The organism is Kitasatospora sp. NPDC008050, from assembly GCF_042957465.1.
Lineage (GTDB): Bacteria > Actinomycetota > Actinomycetes > Streptomycetales > Streptomycetaceae > Kitasatospora.
Map to the genome: position 1 here is coordinate 15,490 of NZ_JBIBIJ010000011.1, position 15,925 is coordinate 31,414.

The following is a 15,925-nucleotide window of genomic DNA, read 5'->3' on the forward strand; positions in this document are numbered from 1 at the left end:
GATGGCAGCGGCAAGGCAGGAAACGCGGGCGGAGCCGGCGACGGCAGACCGGGAGATCGTGATCTCCCGGGTCATCGGCGCCCCACGGGAGCTGGTGTTCGAGGCGTTCACCGAGATCCGGCACCTGTCGCGGTGGTGGGGGCCGGAGGGGTTCACCACCACCACGCGGTCCTTCGAGTTCCGCGAGGGCGGGGAGTGGGACTTCGTGCTGCACGGGCCGGACGGAACCGACTACTCCGAGTGGATCCGCTGGCTGCGGATCGCCCCGCCGGAGCGGATCGCGCTGCTGCACGGTGAGTCCCGCGACGACCCGAACGCCTTCGAGTCGGTCCTGACCTTCGCGCCGGACGGCGCGGCGACCCGGATCGAGATGCGCACGGTGTTCCCCACCAAGGAACTGCGCGACGAGGCGGTCGAGAAGTACCACGCGATCGAGGGCGGCCGGCAGACCCTGAGCAACCTGGCTGCCTACGTCACCGAGACCCTTCGGAAGGGAGCTGAGGGCTGATGGCCGGGAAGGTGTTCTTCAGCGTGTCGATGTCGCTGGACGGGTTCATCGCGCCCGAGTCCGCGCCCGGTGAGGACCTCTTCGCACCCGAGAGGCAGGGCGACCCGCAGGTCCAGCGCTGGATGGCGCAGTGGATGGAACTGCAGCAGTGGATCTTCCCGCTGCGGTACTTCCGGGAGAGACTGAAGCTCGGCGAGGGCGGCGAGGAAGGGCGCGACAACGACATCGCGCGGGAGACGTTCGAGCGCACCGGCGCGAGCGTCATGGGCAAGCGCATGTTCGACCTCGGCGAGCAGAGCTGGCCGGAGGAGGCGCCGTTCCACACCCCGGTGTTCGTCGTGACGCACACCAAGCGTGACCCCTGGGAGCGGCCGGGTGGGACCACGTTCCACTTCGTCAACGACGGCATCGAGCACGCCCTCGACCGGGCCCGCGAGGCCGCCGGCGACCGCGACGTCCGCATCGCCGGCGGCGGCGCGACGATCCTGGAGCACCTGAACGCCGGCCTGATCGACGAGTTCTCGATCGCGCTGGCACCCGTGCTGTTCGGCTCCGGCACCCGCCTGTTCGACGGCGTGGACGCGTCCAGGGTCGCGCTGGAGCCGATCCGTTCGGAGTCGTCGTCGCGGGTGACACACCTGACCTACGCCGTGCACCCACGGTAGCCGCGCCACCACTCCACCCTGGCGACGCGAGCACCTACAGCGGCTGACGGTGTGCCGCGTGGGGGTCGGCCGGCCTTGGCCGGCCGAGGATCGTCGGGTCGGTCAGCGTCTCCTGCTCACCTCACCTCGCCTCACCTGACCTCACCTCGCTTCGCCGTCGGAAAGCTCCGCGCGGAGCATGGAGAAGATCACCTGGTCGTGCCACTGCCCGCCGCGCCACTGCGCGGAGCGCAGCACGCCTTCCCTGACGAAGCCTGCCTTCTCCAGTGCGCGCTGTTCGGCGAGGTTGGCCTGGTCCGTCCAGGCCTGGATCCGCTCGGCCCTGGTGTGGTCGAAGAGGTACTCGGCCAGCAGTCGCTGGGCCCGGGTGCCGATGCCCCGGCCGTGCGCGGCGGGTATCAGGCCGATCGCCAGGGTCCAGCAGGCGGACGTGTCGGGTCGTCCCCAGCTGGCGGGGAACCATTCGACCCGGCCCACCGTCACGCCCTTCTCGGCGACGGAGAGTACCCCGCCGTCGGGGCCGAGCAGGCCGGTGTCCGCGAAGCGGCGGCGCAGGCCGGCCGGTGAGTGGAAGCCGAACCACTGGTAGGGGCCGGCGCCCTGCGGCCCGCTGAACTCCTGCTCGAACAGATCGAGATCGTCGGCGGTGACGGGGCGCAGGGTGATCTCATCGGGCACGGAACGGCTCCTGATCCTCTCGGCCACCTGGTTCGACGTCGCATGGCCGGTGTGGGCAACGGCCTCTGACCCTCCCACACCTCGGGCCGCGCCCCGGCGGCGGGGTTGCCCCGGCCGCGGTCCCGGTGCGGCGGGCGCATGTCGAGCCATAAGGAGTGGGACGAGGGTGGCGGCCGTTTGGTAGGACGAGGCGCCGGGCCTGCAACACGCAGTCCTGGCGCCTCCTGTTCCACCGTCGAACAATTCCCCGTGAGTTGATCAGCGGTCAGGTGTAGATCGGGCCGGCCTCGACGTCCCCGTAGGCCGTATCGTTGTCGAAGATCCAGGTCTTCGAGAAGTACTGGCAGCCATTGAGCGTGCCGATGCCGTCGGTGGGCACGGTGTACAGGGTGCCGCCGCCCGCCCCGATGCGCAGGGAAGTGTCCGTCCCAGGAACCCAGTTGACCGATCCACCGTCGCACCGGTAGCCGATCTGCACGTGCAGGTAGGCTTCGGTCGAGCCGCCGGTGGCGATGGCCTTCCCGTGCACGTAGCCGCTGCTGTCCTGGTAGACGCACGGCAGGATGTTGAAGGTGGCAACGTTGACCGACGCGTAGCGGCAGACGTTGTCCCCGGGGGCCGCGTTGGCTGTGCCGCCAGAGGCCATCGTGGTGCCGCCGGCCAGCGCCATCGTGGCGGCGGAGAGTCCGACAAGTCGGCGGAACGAAGTGCGTGTGGGCAGGCGCAAGGTGGTGCCTCTCCTGTTGAGGGGTGGAATATGGCGAAGCGTGTGCCGAGATGGTCACAGCGGGAGCATGCGTTCCGCGAGCTGTTCAATCAGGACCGAATAGTTGCGAATCCGCCCGAACCCGTACGACAGGCGGCATGATCGTCCTGTCACGTCGGGAGAAGCAGCGTCTGGGGTGGATCCATGCTCGAACTAGGATTCGGTGTATCGGATGTGGCGAGCACCAGGTTCAGCGTCTCGCCGATGGACCAGCTACTCAGCGGCGTCGCCGGGGCGGGGCATCACTGCGTCAGTGCTTCGATCAGGCGTGATCGCTGGTGGCGCAGGGTGCGGCAGAACGTGCCGCGGCAGGCTGACTGCCTGCTGGATCTGGTCAACGCCAGTTTCGAGGGTGTCCCCGATTTCCTCTGCGCCGATGCCGAGTCCGGGCACCGGCGGCTCGCCGACGAGCTCGACGCCATGATTGCTGTGCCCGAGAGCCGCATCCGCCAGGACCTCGCCTTCTACGGTGACGGTCCGGAGCTACCGCGCATCGTCCGAGAGTTGCGCGAGGGCGGCACCCGTCGGCTGCGGCAGATCGCCGAGGGTGCCTGGGCCCTGTTCCGCAGTTGCCTCATTCCTGACTGGCCGGACATCCAGCGCCTGCTGGAAGCCGACGTCGCTCACCACTCGCGCGCCGTCGGCGAGGCTGGAACAGGCGCCATGCTGGCCCAGCTCCACCCGCAGGCGAGCTGGCAAACGGACGGTGTCCTGCGGCTCGCCGCGCCCGGTTGGGCCCACAGCTTCGCCCTGGGCGGGCGGGGATTGGAGCTACGCCCCAACATCTTCCTGACCTCCATCGCGGCCAGCCCAGCGGAACACCGCGCTGCGGCGGCGATGATGTACCCGATCCCTGTCCGTCGGGCCGAGTACGCCTCTGCCCCTGGGGCGGACGGTCTGGCTGGTCTGGTGGGATCGACCCGCGCCCGTGCCCTTCGCGCGATCAGCCTGGGCCCGTGCACCACCACGGAGCTGAGCGAGCGTCTTGGCCTCAGCCCGGCGAGCGCGTCCGCTCATGCCACCGCTCTGCGAGTAGCCGGGGTGATCAGCACGGAGCGCGAGGGGCGGCAGGTCCGCCATGCCCTCACCCTGCTCGGACACGACTTGTTGCTGTACAGCCCCGGGCGGCCCGCCACAGACTCCGCAATCTGTGCGGCGGGCCGATCCCCAGCGTGACGACCCGTATGCCCTCTGGCCGCCCTGGTCGCGCTGGTCGCCCTGGTTCGGCGCCTCGTGGACCGGGCGGGTCCCGTAGCCCGTCCGCACGATGACGGGCAGCGCGCTCGTGCTGTTTCAGCAGTCCGACCACCGACGGCATGCACAAGCTCCCGGGAAACGAGAACCCGACAGGATGACCACGTCTCACCCAGCGGCGCCAGGTGTCGCACGACGGACAGCAGCGCCCCGCGCACCGCGAGCTCGTAGCTGTGCGTCGGGTTCTGGCGACGGGCCGATGGTTGGTGCGGCCGCTGTCGTTGTGCGGGAATCGCGAGGCACACGGGGGCATCGCCGCTCCGATCGTGGACCGCATCGGCCCGGGTGCGGCCTCGCTCGGTTCCACGCACCGGGCGTCATCGGGCAAGGCGTAGCCGGGGCCGGGCAGTGGTCCTCGCCTACCGCACGGGGCTGTTGTCCTGGGCAGTGGCCCCGCGCACCGGCTGTCGGCTCTCGGCTCTCGTCTCTGTCGGAGGACAGAGACGGCCGTCCGCCCCGAGGAGTACGCGCGTCCCCGGCTCCGACTTTCGGCAGACGCCTCGGTCACGCCCTGAGGCCGACGGTTCGCCAGTTCGGCGTATCGAGGATGGGAGGCAGTCACCGAACCTCCTCCCCGTACCTCCGGAGATGACATGTCGATACAGGCAGCCGCCCCCGTGCCCGCCGCCCACCCCTGCGTCCGTTGGGTGTGGGTGTGATGGTCATCGTTCCTACGGCCCCGGGACTGCGGGCCTCGACGCCCGTGCGGGGCGGCACGATCATGCTGCCGCCGATGCTGGTGACCCTGGCCCTGGGGTTGTGGGGGATACGTCGTCAGAACAGCATGTGGGGCGATGAGGCCGTCACCTGTGAAGTGGCCCACCGCAGTGCGTCTCAGATCTGGCGCACGGTCCAGCACGTGGACATGGTGCACGGCGTCTACTACCTGCTCATGCATGTGCTCTTCTGCCTCTGGGACGGTGGACCGGTCGCCCTGAGACTGCCCTCGGTGGTCGCCATGTCGCTGGCGGCGGGCGGTGTCGCGCTGCTGGGGCGTCGCCTGGCCGGCCCTCGCGCCGGTCTCCTGGCCGGCCTGGTCTTTCCCTTGATCCCCTTGGTGCAGCGGTACGCGCAGGAGGGGCGCTCGTACGCGATCGTCTGCGCCCTGGTGACCTGGTCCACCTGCCTGCTGCTGCATGCAACCGACCGATCGACAGGGCGGCGGTGGGCCGGCTACGCGGTGCTGCTCTGGGGTGCGGCCATGTGTCACGAACTCGCCGTACTGGTCGTCCCGGCACACGGGATCGCTCTCGTGCTCCTCGGGTGCCCGCGGGCGGTGATCCGCGCATGGGCCGTGGCCGCGGGGTGCGTGGTGGCCGGCCTGCTGCCGCTCGTCGTCCTCAGCCGGCGCCAGGCCGGACAGGTGGCGTGGATCGGCTGGCCGGACCCCTTGCAGCTGCTGGGCGTGACCGCCATGGCACTGGTGGGCCTGTGGTGCGCCCGCCACCAGATCCGGGGGAGGGAGCTGTCGCGCCTGTCCGCCCTCGCGCTGCCGGTTCTGCTCCTGCCGGGCCTGCTCCTGCTCACGGCCGCCGTCGTCCAACCGCTGTTCGTCGACCGCTATGTCCTCTACTGCACCATCGGATTCGCGCTGCTTCTCGGCGTCGAACTCGACCGCCTGTGGGCCTCGCGACCGCGGCCCGGCCGGAGCGCGCGGGCCGCGTGGGTTGTGGGGGCGGCGGTGGCAGTGCTGGCGACGGTGGCGGTGCTGGCGCTGGTCGCCCTCCATCTGCGTACGCCCCAGAGCCGGCACGACGACGCCACCGCCGTGGGGCACGCCGTACGGCAGGCCGCCCACCCGGGCGACGGCCTGCTGTTCATCCCGACGGGGCATCGCGTGTGGACCGCGGCCGACCCCCGGGACACCCGGGGCCTGACCGACCTCGCCCTCGCACAGGACCCGGTCTCCTCCGACACGCTGGACGGCGTCGAACTCCCCGCCCGGGACATCCCCACCCGCATGCGGGCGTTCTCCCGCATCGTCGTCGTCCACGACCCCGCCGGCGAACCCCCCGCCGGCGCCGCGGGGGAGAGGGCCAAGAGCTCGACGCTGCGCGACTCCTTCCATGCCTGCGGCCCCACCGTCGACGTCACCGGGGCGCGCATCACCGCTTACTGCCTCAACGGATGACCCGAGCACGATCCGCGCCGCGAGTCCGGGGCACGGACCGTCTGAGGTGTACGATACGAGTACCGTACACATGGGAGATGGTCATGGTTCGAGGTCAACCACGGGTGGACGCGATCCTCGCGGCCGCGACGGAGCTGCTCGCCGAAGTGGGCTACCACGCGTTGACGATGGATGCCGTCGCGGCCAGGGCACACGCCAGCAAGACGACCATCTACCGGCGCTGGCGCAACAAGGCGGAGCTGGTCAAGGCCGCTCTCGACGCGCAGGACCAGGACTTCAACGACAGGGTGGCCGACACCGGCTCGCTGCGCGGCGACCTCGTCGCGGTCCTGCGGATGCTGCGCGCCAAGGCCGCCCAACTGCCGCCGAAGGCCTACCACGAACTGGCCGAGGCGATGCGCGAGGACCAGGAGCTGGCCGCGTTGATCGAGGCACACCTGGCCGACGACGACCTCTCGCCCTGGCGCGAACCCCTGCAACGGGCGGTCGCTCGTGGTGAGTTGCCGGCCGGCTTCGACGGCGACCTGGTGCACGACGTCGCCGAGGCGATGATCCTGCGCCAGCTGCAACTCGGCGACGCCCTCGACGACGCCTTCGTCGACCGGCTCGTGGACGACGTGCTGCTCGTACTGCTCACCCGTGGAGGAGACCGATCATGACCGTGGTGATAGCCGGCGCCGGCCCGACCGGGATCACGCTGGCCTGCGAACTCGCCCGCCGTGGCGTTGCCTGTCGTGTGCTGGAGAAGGCGCCCACGCTCTTCGAGGGCTCACGCGGCAAGGGCATCTCGCCGCGCACCCAGGAGGTCTTCCGCGACCTCGGCGTGCTCGACCGGATGCTCGCCGACGGCATGCCGTTCCCGAAGTTCCGTCTGTACGCCGGGCACGACGTCGTCTCCGAGCGGACCGCCGGCGAGCTGCTCGGCGTCCAACTGCCGCAGCACAGTGCCGAGATCCCCTACCCCGAGATCCTGTTGCTGCCCCAGTGGCGCACCGACGAGATCCTCTTCGAGCGGCTGCGCGAACTCGGCGGCCAGGTCGAGTTCGACACCGAGGTGACCGGCTTCGACCAGGACGAGGACGGCGTCACCGTGCACACCTCGGCCGGCCCGATCCGGGCCAGTCACCTGATCGGCTGCGACGGCGGCCGCAGCCGACTGCGCAAGGCGCTCGGTGTCGGCTTCGCGGGCGAGACGCTCGAGACCGAGCGCACGATCATCGGGGACGCGCGCGCGGACGGCCTGGAGGGCGTGTTCTGCCACATGTTCACCAGGGCCGGCGACGTCGGCGAGCGGTTCTCGCTGTGGAACCTGCCCGGCGGTGAGTACTACCAGTTCGTGGCCACCATGGCGAGCGAGCAGGTGCCGGCCCTGACGCTGGAGGAGATGAACCGGCTGCTGCGCGAGCGCTCGGGCCGCGACGACCTGCGCCTGCACGGCCTGCGCTGGATCTCGCTCTACCGGGTCAACGTGCGGATGGTCGACCGCTACCGGGTCGGCCGGGTGCTGCTGGCGGGCGACGCGGCGCACGTGCACTCCGGGGCCAGCGGCCAGGGGATGAACACCAGCGTGCAGGACGCCTACAACCTCGGCTGGAAGCTGGCCGCGGTGCTGTCCGGAGCACCTGATGAGCTGTTGGACAGCTACGAGGCGGAGCGGATGCCGGTGGCCGCGAACGTGCTCGGCGTCAGCACCCGGCTGCACCGGCTGAACTTCCAGAGCTCCAGCGAGCCGGTCGCGGTGCACCAGCTGGACGTCAACTACCGCGGCGGCCCGCTCGCCGTCGAGGAGCGGCGCACACCCGGCCGGTTGCGGGCCGGCGATCGCGCGCCGGACGGGCTGCTCGCGGACGGCACCCGGCTGTTCGACCTGTTCCGCGGTACGCACTTCACCCTGCTGGCCTTCGGCCGCCGCCCGGAGGGCGAGTTCGGCAGGGGCGTCCGGGTGCACCGGGCCGCGAAGTCCGAGGGCTACGACGTGGACGGCGACGCCCTGGTGCTGGTGCGCCCCGACGGGTACGTCGGCGTGGTCAGCGACCGGGCCGACACCGTGCGCGACTACCTGGAACGGGTCACCGGCGACGGCAGCGAGGCCGACCATGTCCCCACCGTACCCTCACCTGCCCTCAGCGTGCATGACACTTCAAGCAATTGAGCCATGGCCGACGAGTTCCCTGAAACATCTTCAGTTCTTGTACTTGACTGGTCTGGGCCACCGGGTCATATTGAACGCCGCTGCAGCATCCGCGACGGTCGGCCTCCGTCGCCGACCCCCACGTCATTCCTGCCCGGACGGGACATCCAGATGATCTCGCGTCGCAAGCTGCTCACCGCCACGGGGACGGTCACCGCCGCCCTGCTCGGTGCCCCACTGCTCGTATCCGAACTCGACGTGGTCGCCACCGCGGCCGGCCCCACCCTGCCGCTGACGCTGCGCAACAGCTCCGGCAGCGACACCGTCTACGCCTACATCACCGGCGCCGACAGCTCGAACCGCCCCGGGTTCGTCGGCCCCGACGGCGTGTTCCACGCGCTGGCCAACCCTGCCGGCAACCTGACCCCCGTGCCCGACTTCTCCATACCGCTGGGAAGTTCGGGCGGCGCGGGCGTGGCTCTCACGCTGTCGCAGTACATCAGCGGCGGCCGGGTCTGGTTCAGCGCCGGCAACAAGATCCAGTTCTTCGTGAACCCGGCAGTGGGTGGTGGCCAGCCCGGCCTGGTGGAGCCCGGGTTCAGCACCAGTGACCCCAACTGGCCGACCAACTGGTCCTTCTGCGAGTTCACCTGGAACTCCGCCAACCTCTACGCCAACATCAGCTACGTCGACCTGGTCGCCGCCGCCATCTCGATGGCGAGCACCGGCGCGGCCGGCAGCCAGGAGGTCAGCCCGCTGCCCGCCGGAGCCCTGGACGCCCTCGCGAGCGGACTGGTCGCGCAACACGCCGTCGACGGTGCGCCCTGGGACCAGCTGGTGGTGAAGGACGGCAGCGGAACCGTCCTGCGCGTGCTCGCCCCCACCCACTCGCCGGTCTCCTTCGGCAGCTACTTCAGCCCCTACGTGGACCAGGTCTGGTCCCGCTTCCAGTCCACGCCGCTGACCATCGACACCCAGAACCCGGCCTTCGGCTCGTTCAGCGGCACGGTCAGCAACGGCGTCCTCACCTTCACCGGCCTGAACGCCGATGAGGTGGCGTTCACCGAACCGAGCACGGACGACATCTTCAGCTGCGCCAGCGGTCCGCTCTACAACTCCGGCGGCGACGCCCGCGGCGCGGTCGCCGCCCGCCTGTCCGCCGCGCTCAACCGCAGCACGCTGCTGCTCTCCGGCGGCACCCAGCAGCCCAGCGGGGTGACGGCAGGTCAGTACTACCAGAACGCGATCACCAACCACTACGCCCGCCTGGTGCACGCCAACGCCAGCATCGGGTACGCGTTCCCCTACGACGACGTGGGCCCGACGGGCAGCGCGCCGGTCGACGGGCACCTCCAGGACCCGGCGCCCACCTCATGGACCGTCACCTTCGGCGGCGGGTCCGGCGGGTCCGGTGGCGGCGGGGGTGGCGGCGGCTCGACGGTCAGCGCCTACGGCACGGTCCAGGCGTCGTCCTACACCTCCCACAACGGCACCCGGACGGAGGCGTGTTCGGACACCGGGGGCGGCCAGGACGTCGGCTGGATCCAGGCCGGGTGCTGGCTCGGCTACACCGGCCTCGACTTCGGTGCGACCTCACCCCGGCAGTTCCTGGCCCGCCTGGCCTGCGGCGCGGCGGCCGGGATCAGCGGCGGGGTCGAGGTGCGGCTGGACAGTCCGACCGGAACCAAGATCGCCGAGATCGACCTCGCCGACACCGGTGGCTGGCAGTCCTGGGAGACCGTCCCGACGAACCTGACGGGCACCGCCACGGGGGTGCACGACGTCTACCTGACCTTCATCGGCTCGACCTCCGACTTCGTCAACGTCCACTGGTTCACCTTCTCCGCCACCTGAGGCCTGAGGCACTTCGTCAGGTGGCCGTGGCCGGCCTTGACCACCGCCGCGTTCCGTATCGTGGGCCGTTCGGGGCGGCAGGCGAGACGAGGGGCGGGCGCGCGTTCGATGAGGTTCTCCAGGACGTGGGACGGATGGCGGGCCCCGGTGCGGTCTACGTGCGCGACTGGCACCAGCACGTGGGCCCCCGGCTACTCGCACGCCGATTTCGAGACGAACGGCAACCTGTCCGTGTGGCGCACGGACGGAAGCGTGTGGGATCACACCACCTGGGTGTCGCAGACCGCACCGCGCGGACATCACGCGGTCGTCCAGGCTGATGGCAACTTCGTCATCTACGACGCGAGCAACATCGCAGTGTGGGGATCTGGCAGCTACCACTCATCGAATTGCCCTGAGACCCAGGGCTACCAAGGCTGACGGACCTGCGACCCGCGGCCGGCTGAGTAGGGTCGGGGGCTGACGCGGTGGCTGACGCTACGTTTCAAGTCCCCGCCGCTTCAAGTGAGGTAGACCGCCGACGAGGTGCCCGGCGCGGGTCCCCGTGCAGGGTCTGGCTGGGCAGCCGCCGCCGGCAGCGGGGCTGATTCCCAAGGCGGCGGGTCAGTGGGCGCGCTTCACGGTGGGGTCGCCTGCTTCGCCGCCTGATCCGATTCTCGGGCGGCACTCCTGCGGAGCACCCTTGCCCGACCGGGCCGCACCCCTCGTAGTGGTCCAGACCTATTGACGAGCTCTGCCGTCGCTCCTACGATCCGGTCCGGCACAGCCCCACATGTCCCCACCTCACCCAGAGCCGGGCGTCACGCCCCCACGCGTCGGTCATGTCCATGGCGCTCGGCGGGAAGGGAGCCCAGTATGTTCCGTCGGAGGCCGCGTACTCCACGTCTGTCAGGCGATGTCCGCCCCTGTCCGGATCCCGGCCGCCGCCTGGACGGCGACCGGGCCGGCGACCGGGGCGGGATCGGGCCGCTCCGAGTTCCGCGCCGTCAGCAGGCGGCCCTGGAGCGCGCATCGCAGGTGAACCGGACCAGCCGCGCCGAGCTGGGACCGAGCGTCCTGAGGCGCTCTCTCGCCGGGGTGAGCGCCGCCGCCGTCATCGGAACCGGTGTCGTCGTGGCGGGCTCGGTGACGGCCGGGGCCGCCACCACCAACCTGGTGACCAACCCCGGATTCGAGAACGGACTCTCCGGCTGGACCTGCTCCGGCGGCTCCGGCACGACCGTGAGCAGTCCGGTCCACTCCGGCGCCTGGGCGCTTCAGGCCACGCCGACCGGCCAGGACACCGCTCAGTGCTCCCAGACCGTCAGCGTGCAGCCCAACTCCCCGTACACGCTGAGTGCTTACGTCCAGGGAAGTTACGTCTACCTGGGTGCCACCGGCACCGGCCTCACCAGTGCCCCGTCCACCTGGACGGCGAGCAGCCCGTCGTACAGCCAGCTGAGCGTCGCCTTCACCACGGGGCCGGACACCACCTCGGTGACCGTCTACCTGCACGGCTGGTACGGGCAGCCCGCGTACGACGCGGACGACGTGTCACTCGCCGGCCCCGGCGGCAGCAGCCCCACGCCCACCACGGCGCCGCCCACCACGGCGCCTCCGACGACCACGCCGCCGACGACCGTGCCGCCCACCACGGCGCCGCCCACCACCGTGCCGCCGACGACCACACCGCCCACCGGCGGCACCTGTCCCACGAAGCCCAGGCCGTCGGGCAAGGTCCTGCAGGGATACTGGGAGAACTGGGACGGCGCCGCGAACGGTGTCCACCCCGGTATGGGCTGGGTCCCCATCACGGACAGTCGTATTGCCGCGCACGGCTACAACGTCATCAACGCCGCCTTCCCGGTGATCCTGTCCGACGGCACCGCCGAGTGGCAGGACGGCATGGACACCAACGTCAAGGTCGCGACCCCCGCCGAGATGTGCCAGGCCAAGGCCGCCGGGGCGACGATCCTGATGTCGATCGGCGGGGCCTCCGCCGGCATCGACCTGAGCTCCAGCGCCGTCGCCGACCGGTTCGTGGCGACCATCGTCCCGATCCTCAAGGAGTACAACTTCGACGGAATCGACATCGACATCGAGACCGGCCTCGCCGGGAGCGGCGACATCAACACGCTGTCCGCCTCCCAGGCCAACCTGGAGCGGATCATCGACGGCGTGCTGTCCCAGATGCCCGCGGGCTTCGGCCTGACGATGGCCCCGGAAACCGCGTACGTCACCGGCGGAAGCGTCACCTACGGGTCGATCTGGGGCGCCTACCTGCCGATCATCAAGAAGTACGCCGACAACGGGCAACTGTGGTGGCTGAACATGCAGTACTACAACGGCAGCATGTACGGCTGCTCGGGCGACTCCTACGAGGCCGGTACCGTGCAGGGCTTCACCGCGCAGACCACCTGCCTGAACAACGGCCTGACCATCCAGGGCACCACCATCAAGGTGCCCTACGACAAGCAGGTGCCCGGCCTGCCGGCCCAGCCCGGCGCGGGTGGCGGTTACCTGGCGCCGAGCCTGGTCGGCCAGGCGTGGAGCGCCTTCGGCGGTTCGCTGAAGGGGCTCATGACGTGGTCGGTCAACTGGGACGGCTCACTGGGCTGGACCTTCGGCGACAACGTCAAGTCCCTCCAGGGCCGATGACGTCCCACTGACTCCCCGCTGCTCGGCCGGCTGCCCCGATGGGCGGCCGGCCGAGCCGGAGGAGGTCACCACCGTGCGGTAACGGGGGGACCGCCTCATGGCTCGGACTCCACGAATGGGACGATATGCGCCATGCTCAGCGCACCACCACACCCCCATCCTTCCGCCGGCCCGTCCGCCTGCTCCGCCTGCTCCTCCGCTCCCGCTGATCCGCGTCGGCGCCTGTTGCTCGAACTGGGTGCGGCACTGCTCAGCGGCGGCGTGCCCGTGCACGACGTCGAGGAGGAACTGTCCGCCCTGGGGCGGGCGCTGGGAGCTCCGCAGGTCCGGGTCGCCGCCCTCACGACCGGGCTGTTCATCGCACTGCACCCGGACGAGGGGACCGCGTTCGAGCCGGTCGGCGCGGCGCTGCGGTTCGAGCAGACGGCGGAGGTCCTCGACGTGGTGCAGCGCGTGCGCGTCGGCGAGCTCGACGGCGCCGGGGCGCTGACCGCCCTGGAGGGGATCCGCCGGGTGCCCGCACGGTGGCCGGCCTGGGTCGCGGACCTGGGCGTGCTACCGGTCGGGGTGGGGATCTGCCTCTACCTGCAGCCGGTGGCGGCGAACGTCGTGGCTGCCGGGTTCGGTTCGCTCATCGTGGCGGGGCTGTCCATGCTGGCGCGCAGAGTGCCGTTGCTGCGACCGCTGTTGCCGGTCACGGCCGGCTTCCTGGTGGCGCTGCTGGTGCTGCTGGCCGCCCGGGCCTCGTTGCTGGAGGGCCCGTTGCGCACGATCGTGGCGACGTTGGCGATCCTGCTGCCCGGGAGCCTCCTGGTGACCGGGCTGTCGGAGATAGCCGCCGGTGCCGCCAGTGCCGGAGCGGCCAGGCTGGTGTCCGGGACGGTGCAGCTCGCCCTCTTCCTGACCGGGGTGGTGGCGGCCACCGCGGCGGCCGGCACGCCGACGGCTGTTCTTGCCGACGTCCCGGTTCCGGCGGCGAGCTGGTGGGTGGTCTCCCTCGGGGTCGCCCTGGCCGTCCTGGGAATCGTGATCAACGTGCACGTGCCGCCACGGGCCATCGTCTGGATCGTCGCCGTGGTCGCGGTGACCGCCACGGTGCAGATCGCCGTCGGCACCTCGGACGGCCCGGCGGTCGGCGGACTGGCCGGTGCGGTCACCGCCGCGGCGGCGGCCACCGTCGCGCACTGGCTGCCGGGCGGCCCGGCCTGGCGCGTGGCCTACCTCCCCGCGTTCTGGATCGTGGTCCCCGGTTCCTTCGGTCTGCTGCACAGCGCCCAGATCGAGGTGGGCAACGCCACCCACTCCCTGGTCACGGCCGCCTCCGCCGTCTTCGGGGTTGCGATCGGCACCCTGATCGGGTCGGTGGTCAGCCGGATCCCACTGCCGGCCATCACCCTGACAGAGCCTCGACGGCCGTCCTGACCGCCTCACCGGTCATGCGCCCGGGCCGGCTCACCGGTCATGCGCCCGGGCCGGCCGAGCCGGGCATGGTGCGCCAGGTGTCCACGGAGATCTCCATCGTCAACAGGCGCATGGTGGTGTCGGCCTCGGCGAAGTAGCGCTCGGTCTCGCCGGTGGGGGTGAAGCCGAAGCGGGTGATCGCGCGGACCGCGTCGGTGTTCTCCAGGGACGTCATGCTCCGCACCCGGGTGAGGCCGAGTTCGGCGAAGGCGAGCTTGAGCATGAGCCGGCCGATGTCGGGCGCGCACCCGGAGCCGCGCAGGTGCCGGGCCATGGTGAGGACGCCGGCGTAGCCGGTGGTGGCATCCTCGACGTCGAGGCGGATGCCGCCGATGGGGCGATCGTCGCCCTGGAGGCACGCTGCCAGCTGGTAGTGGTGACGCGGCGTCGCGGCGGCGGTCGCCATGGCCTCGTCCAGCCTGCGCCGGATCCGGGCGTCGTCCATGACGCCGGTGGAGAGGTGGCGCATCGCGTCCGCGTCGCTCCAGACCAGGCGCATGGCATCGAGGTCGTCGGCGCGGTGGTCCCGCAGGCGGACGAGGGCGGTCTCCAGGACCGGCAGTGTCGCGGGCGGACGTCCACCCCGTGTGGTGGTGTCGATCATGATGGTCCTCCGAAGGTCTCGGTCGAAACGGTATCCAGAGTTGATCAGTCGCGAGTAGACGTTCGATTGACGCGTGAGCCGGCCACCGGCCACCGGCCACCGGCCGTCGGGCGGCCGCCAATCGCCCTTCGGGGCAACGTATGGAATCCCTGAGGAAGCTGTCGGGAATCCGGCCTCCCCGGGGAGTCGCCTGTCCCACTGGAGAGGTCTGGACCCAATGGTCTGGACCTCAATGGTACAGACCCTTGACGCGTGCAAGGAGTGAGTGCCACCGTACAGGCGAGCCCCCGGCGGGTGTTCCAAGGCGTGCCGTCTCCGCGTTCCCCCACTGCTCCGAGCCGGTGCGCAGCAAGGCAGTTCCGGGTCGCGGCCGTCGCGCCGCGGCCCCGGTGCGGCCTTCGCTCCGTGGCACCACGCCGTGGGTCGTCGTTCGCTCTCGTTCGCGACCGAAGGGATCGATCCACCATGCACAGACAGTCCGCGAAGAAGGGGTTGGGCGCCGCACTCGGCACCGTCCTCCTGCTCACCGGTATCGCCGCGTTCGCCGGCGGCAGCCCCGCCAGTGCCGACGCCAACACCACGACCGCGGTGAGCGCGGGCCCGGCCACCTACACCCAGGCCGTCCCCACCGGCCAGCCGTCCCAGTACAGTGCCCCGCTGGAGCGTTGCGCCAATGGTGTCAACTACCCGCTGAGCGGCGCCAACCCGGTGCTCAGTGAGCCGCTGACAACCCAGTTCACCAGCAACGTGGGCCTGTCGGAGTCCGTCAATTTCAGCGGCAACGAGTACTACGGCAACTGGAACTTCGTCTTCACCAACACCGGCAACGAGGTGCTGTCCACCGACTGCGCCGTGCTGGTCTTCCGTGCCCCGTCCGGCTCGGACAACCACGGCTACACCGCCACCCAGCAGTACGGTCACCCCCAGCAGGACTACCTGGAGGTGCCGCGCGGCGACGGGACGTCCTTCTACATCGCCCGGCTCGACTTCCACGACGTGCCCCTGGCGCAGCGGCAGGTCTCGCCGGGCCAGTCCTTCACCTACAGCCTCGGCGGCGTCCCGGCCTCGGCGATCTCCCTGACGCAGATCCGGGACTCGCTGAAGTTCACCGCCGACCTCGACCTCGGCGCCAACCAGGCGCTGATCCAGCACTACGGCACCAACCGGCTGACCAACTGACACCGGTTCGGCCCGACGGGCCGGGCTCGGGGCGGGGCGTCCTTCCGCCGCGAGTCC

Annotated in this window: 13 protein-coding genes and 1 pseudogene; 11 read left to right on the top strand and 3 right to left on the bottom strand. The window is 70.7% G+C overall.

What is annotated here, in order from left to right; translation table 11 throughout:
• The first annotated feature begins 1 nt into the window (after nt 1).
• Both ACFZB9_RS22000 and ACFZB9_RS22005 read left to right on the top strand, forming a co-directional pair.
• Nucleotides 2-508 (top strand): SRPBCC family protein, encoded by a 507-nt coding sequence (locus tag ACFZB9_RS22000; RefSeq protein ID WP_391449565.1) that lies wholly within the window; start codon nt 2-4, stop codon nt 506-508.
• Nucleotides 508-1,173 carry a dihydrofolate reductase family protein gene (locus tag ACFZB9_RS22005; RefSeq protein WP_391449567.1) on the top strand — a complete coding sequence of 222 codons (666 nt, stop codon included), beginning with the start codon at nt 508-510 and terminating at the stop codon, nt 1,171-1,173. The genes ACFZB9_RS22000 and ACFZB9_RS22005 overlap by 1 nt, the downstream gene beginning before the upstream one ends.
• 141 nt (nt 1,174-1,314) lie before the next feature.
• Here ACFZB9_RS22005 and ACFZB9_RS22010 read toward each other — a convergent pair whose 3' ends face one another.
• Together ACFZB9_RS22010 and ACFZB9_RS22015 are read right to left on the bottom strand one after the other, a co-directional pair.
• A complete protein-coding gene (locus tag ACFZB9_RS22010) occupies nt 1,315-1,851 on the bottom strand; it encodes a GNAT family N-acetyltransferase (RefSeq protein WP_391449570.1) in 537 nt (178 codons plus the stop codon).
• Nucleotides 1,852-2,116: 265 nt separating this feature from the next.
• Nucleotides 2,117-2,578 carry a hypothetical protein gene (locus ACFZB9_RS22015; RefSeq protein WP_391449572.1) on the bottom strand — a complete coding sequence of 154 codons (462 nt, stop codon included), beginning with the start codon at nt 2,576-2,578 and terminating at the stop codon, nt 2,117-2,119.
• A 243-nt stretch (nt 2,579-2,821) separates the two neighbouring features.
• On the opposite strand from ACFZB9_RS22015, the gene ACFZB9_RS22020 reads away from it, so the two are divergent.
• From ACFZB9_RS22020 to ACFZB9_RS22055, 8 genes and pseudogenes are all read left to right on the top strand, one after another.
• Nucleotides 2,822-3,793, top strand: coding sequence for an ArsR/SmtB family transcription factor (locus ACFZB9_RS22020; RefSeq protein WP_391449574.1), 972 nt, complete (start codon nt 2,822-2,824; stop codon nt 3,791-3,793).
• Nucleotides 3,794-4,529: 736 nt separating this feature from the next.
• Complete coding sequence (locus tag ACFZB9_RS22025) at nt 4,530-6,002, top strand: glycosyltransferase family 39 protein (RefSeq protein WP_391449576.1); 1,473 nt, start codon at nt 4,530-4,532, stop codon at nt 6,000-6,002.
• A gap of 83 nt (nt 6,003-6,085) precedes the next feature.
• Nucleotides 6,086-6,661, top strand: a complete 576-nt coding sequence (locus ACFZB9_RS22030) for a TetR/AcrR family transcriptional regulator (RefSeq protein ID WP_391449578.1) — start codon at nt 6,086-6,088, stop codon at nt 6,659-6,661.
• Complete coding sequence (locus ACFZB9_RS22035; protein WP_391449579.1) at nt 6,658-8,154, top strand: FAD-dependent monooxygenase; 1,497 nt, start codon at nt 6,658-6,660, stop codon at nt 8,152-8,154. The genes ACFZB9_RS22030 and ACFZB9_RS22035 overlap by 4 nt, the downstream gene beginning before the upstream one ends.
• A gap of 150 nt (nt 8,155-8,304) precedes the next feature.
• Nucleotides 8,305-9,987: a beta-1,3-glucanase family protein gene (locus tag ACFZB9_RS22040; protein ID WP_391449581.1), complete on the top strand. Its 1,683-nt coding sequence runs from the start codon at nt 8,305-8,307 to the stop codon at nt 9,985-9,987.
• An 855-nt stretch (nt 9,988-10,842) separates the two neighbouring features.
• Nucleotides 10,843-11,475 (top strand): annotated as a pseudogene (locus ACFZB9_RS22045) (carbohydrate binding domain-containing protein); the annotation flags it as partial.
• A 162-nt stretch (nt 11,476-11,637) separates the two neighbouring features.
• Nucleotides 11,638-12,624, top strand: a complete 987-nt coding sequence (locus ACFZB9_RS22050; RefSeq protein ID WP_391449957.1) for a chitinase — start codon at nt 11,638-11,640, stop codon at nt 12,622-12,624.
• Between the two features lie 132 nt (nt 12,625-12,756).
• Nucleotides 12,757-14,046 (top strand): threonine/serine exporter family protein, encoded by a 1,290-nt coding sequence (locus tag ACFZB9_RS22055; RefSeq protein ID WP_391449583.1) that lies wholly within the window; start codon nt 12,757-12,759, stop codon nt 14,044-14,046.
• A gap of 37 nt (nt 14,047-14,083) precedes the next feature.
• On the opposite strand, the gene ACFZB9_RS22060 is transcribed toward ACFZB9_RS22055, so the two are convergent.
• Nucleotides 14,084-14,689: a GNAT family N-acetyltransferase gene (locus tag ACFZB9_RS22060; RefSeq protein ID WP_391449585.1), complete on the bottom strand. Its 606-nt coding sequence runs from the start codon at nt 14,687-14,689 to the stop codon at nt 14,084-14,086.
• Nucleotides 14,690-15,154: 465 nt separating this feature from the next.
• Here ACFZB9_RS22060 and ACFZB9_RS22065 point away from each other — a divergent pair, with 465 nt between their 5' ends.
• Nucleotides 15,155-15,868: a hypothetical protein gene (locus ACFZB9_RS22065; RefSeq protein ID WP_391449587.1), complete on the top strand. Its 714-nt coding sequence runs from the start codon at nt 15,155-15,157 to the stop codon at nt 15,866-15,868.
• The last annotated feature ends 57 nt before the right edge of the window (nt 15,869-15,925 follow it).

What these genes read in the sequence shown, in the direction of transcription:
- ACFZB9_RS22030 (WP_391449578.1), top strand. Translation starts at nt 6,086, where the DNA reads ATGGTTCGAGGTCAACCACGGGTGGACGCGATCCTCGCGGCCGCGACG.
- ACFZB9_RS22065 (WP_391449587.1), top strand. Translation starts at nt 15,155, where the DNA reads ATGCACAGACAGTCCGCGAAGAAGGGGTTGGGCGCCGCACTCGGCACC.
- ACFZB9_RS22005 (WP_391449567.1), top strand. Translation starts at nt 508, where the DNA reads ATGGCCGGGAAGGTGTTCTTCAGCGTGTCGATGTCGCTGGACGGGTTC.
- ACFZB9_RS22000 (WP_391449565.1), top strand. Translation starts at nt 2, where the DNA reads ATGGCAGCGGCAAGGCAGGAAACGCGGGCGGAGCCGGCGACGGCAGAC.
- ACFZB9_RS22060 (WP_391449585.1), bottom strand. Translation starts at nt 14,689, where the DNA reads ATGATCGACACCACCACACGGGGTGGACGTCCGCCCGCGACACTGCCG.
- ACFZB9_RS22055 (WP_391449583.1), top strand. Translation starts at nt 12,757, where the DNA reads ATGCTCAGCGCACCACCACACCCCCATCCTTCCGCCGGCCCGTCCGCC.
- ACFZB9_RS22025 (WP_391449576.1), top strand. Translation starts at nt 4,530, where the DNA reads ATGGTCATCGTTCCTACGGCCCCGGGACTGCGGGCCTCGACGCCCGTG.
- ACFZB9_RS22035 (WP_391449579.1), top strand. Translation starts at nt 6,658, where the DNA reads ATGACCGTGGTGATAGCCGGCGCCGGCCCGACCGGGATCACGCTGGCC.
- ACFZB9_RS22040 (WP_391449581.1), top strand. Translation starts at nt 8,305, where the DNA reads ATGATCTCGCGTCGCAAGCTGCTCACCGCCACGGGGACGGTCACCGCC.
- ACFZB9_RS22020 (WP_391449574.1), top strand. Translation starts at nt 2,822, where the DNA reads ATGGACCAGCTACTCAGCGGCGTCGCCGGGGCGGGGCATCACTGCGTC.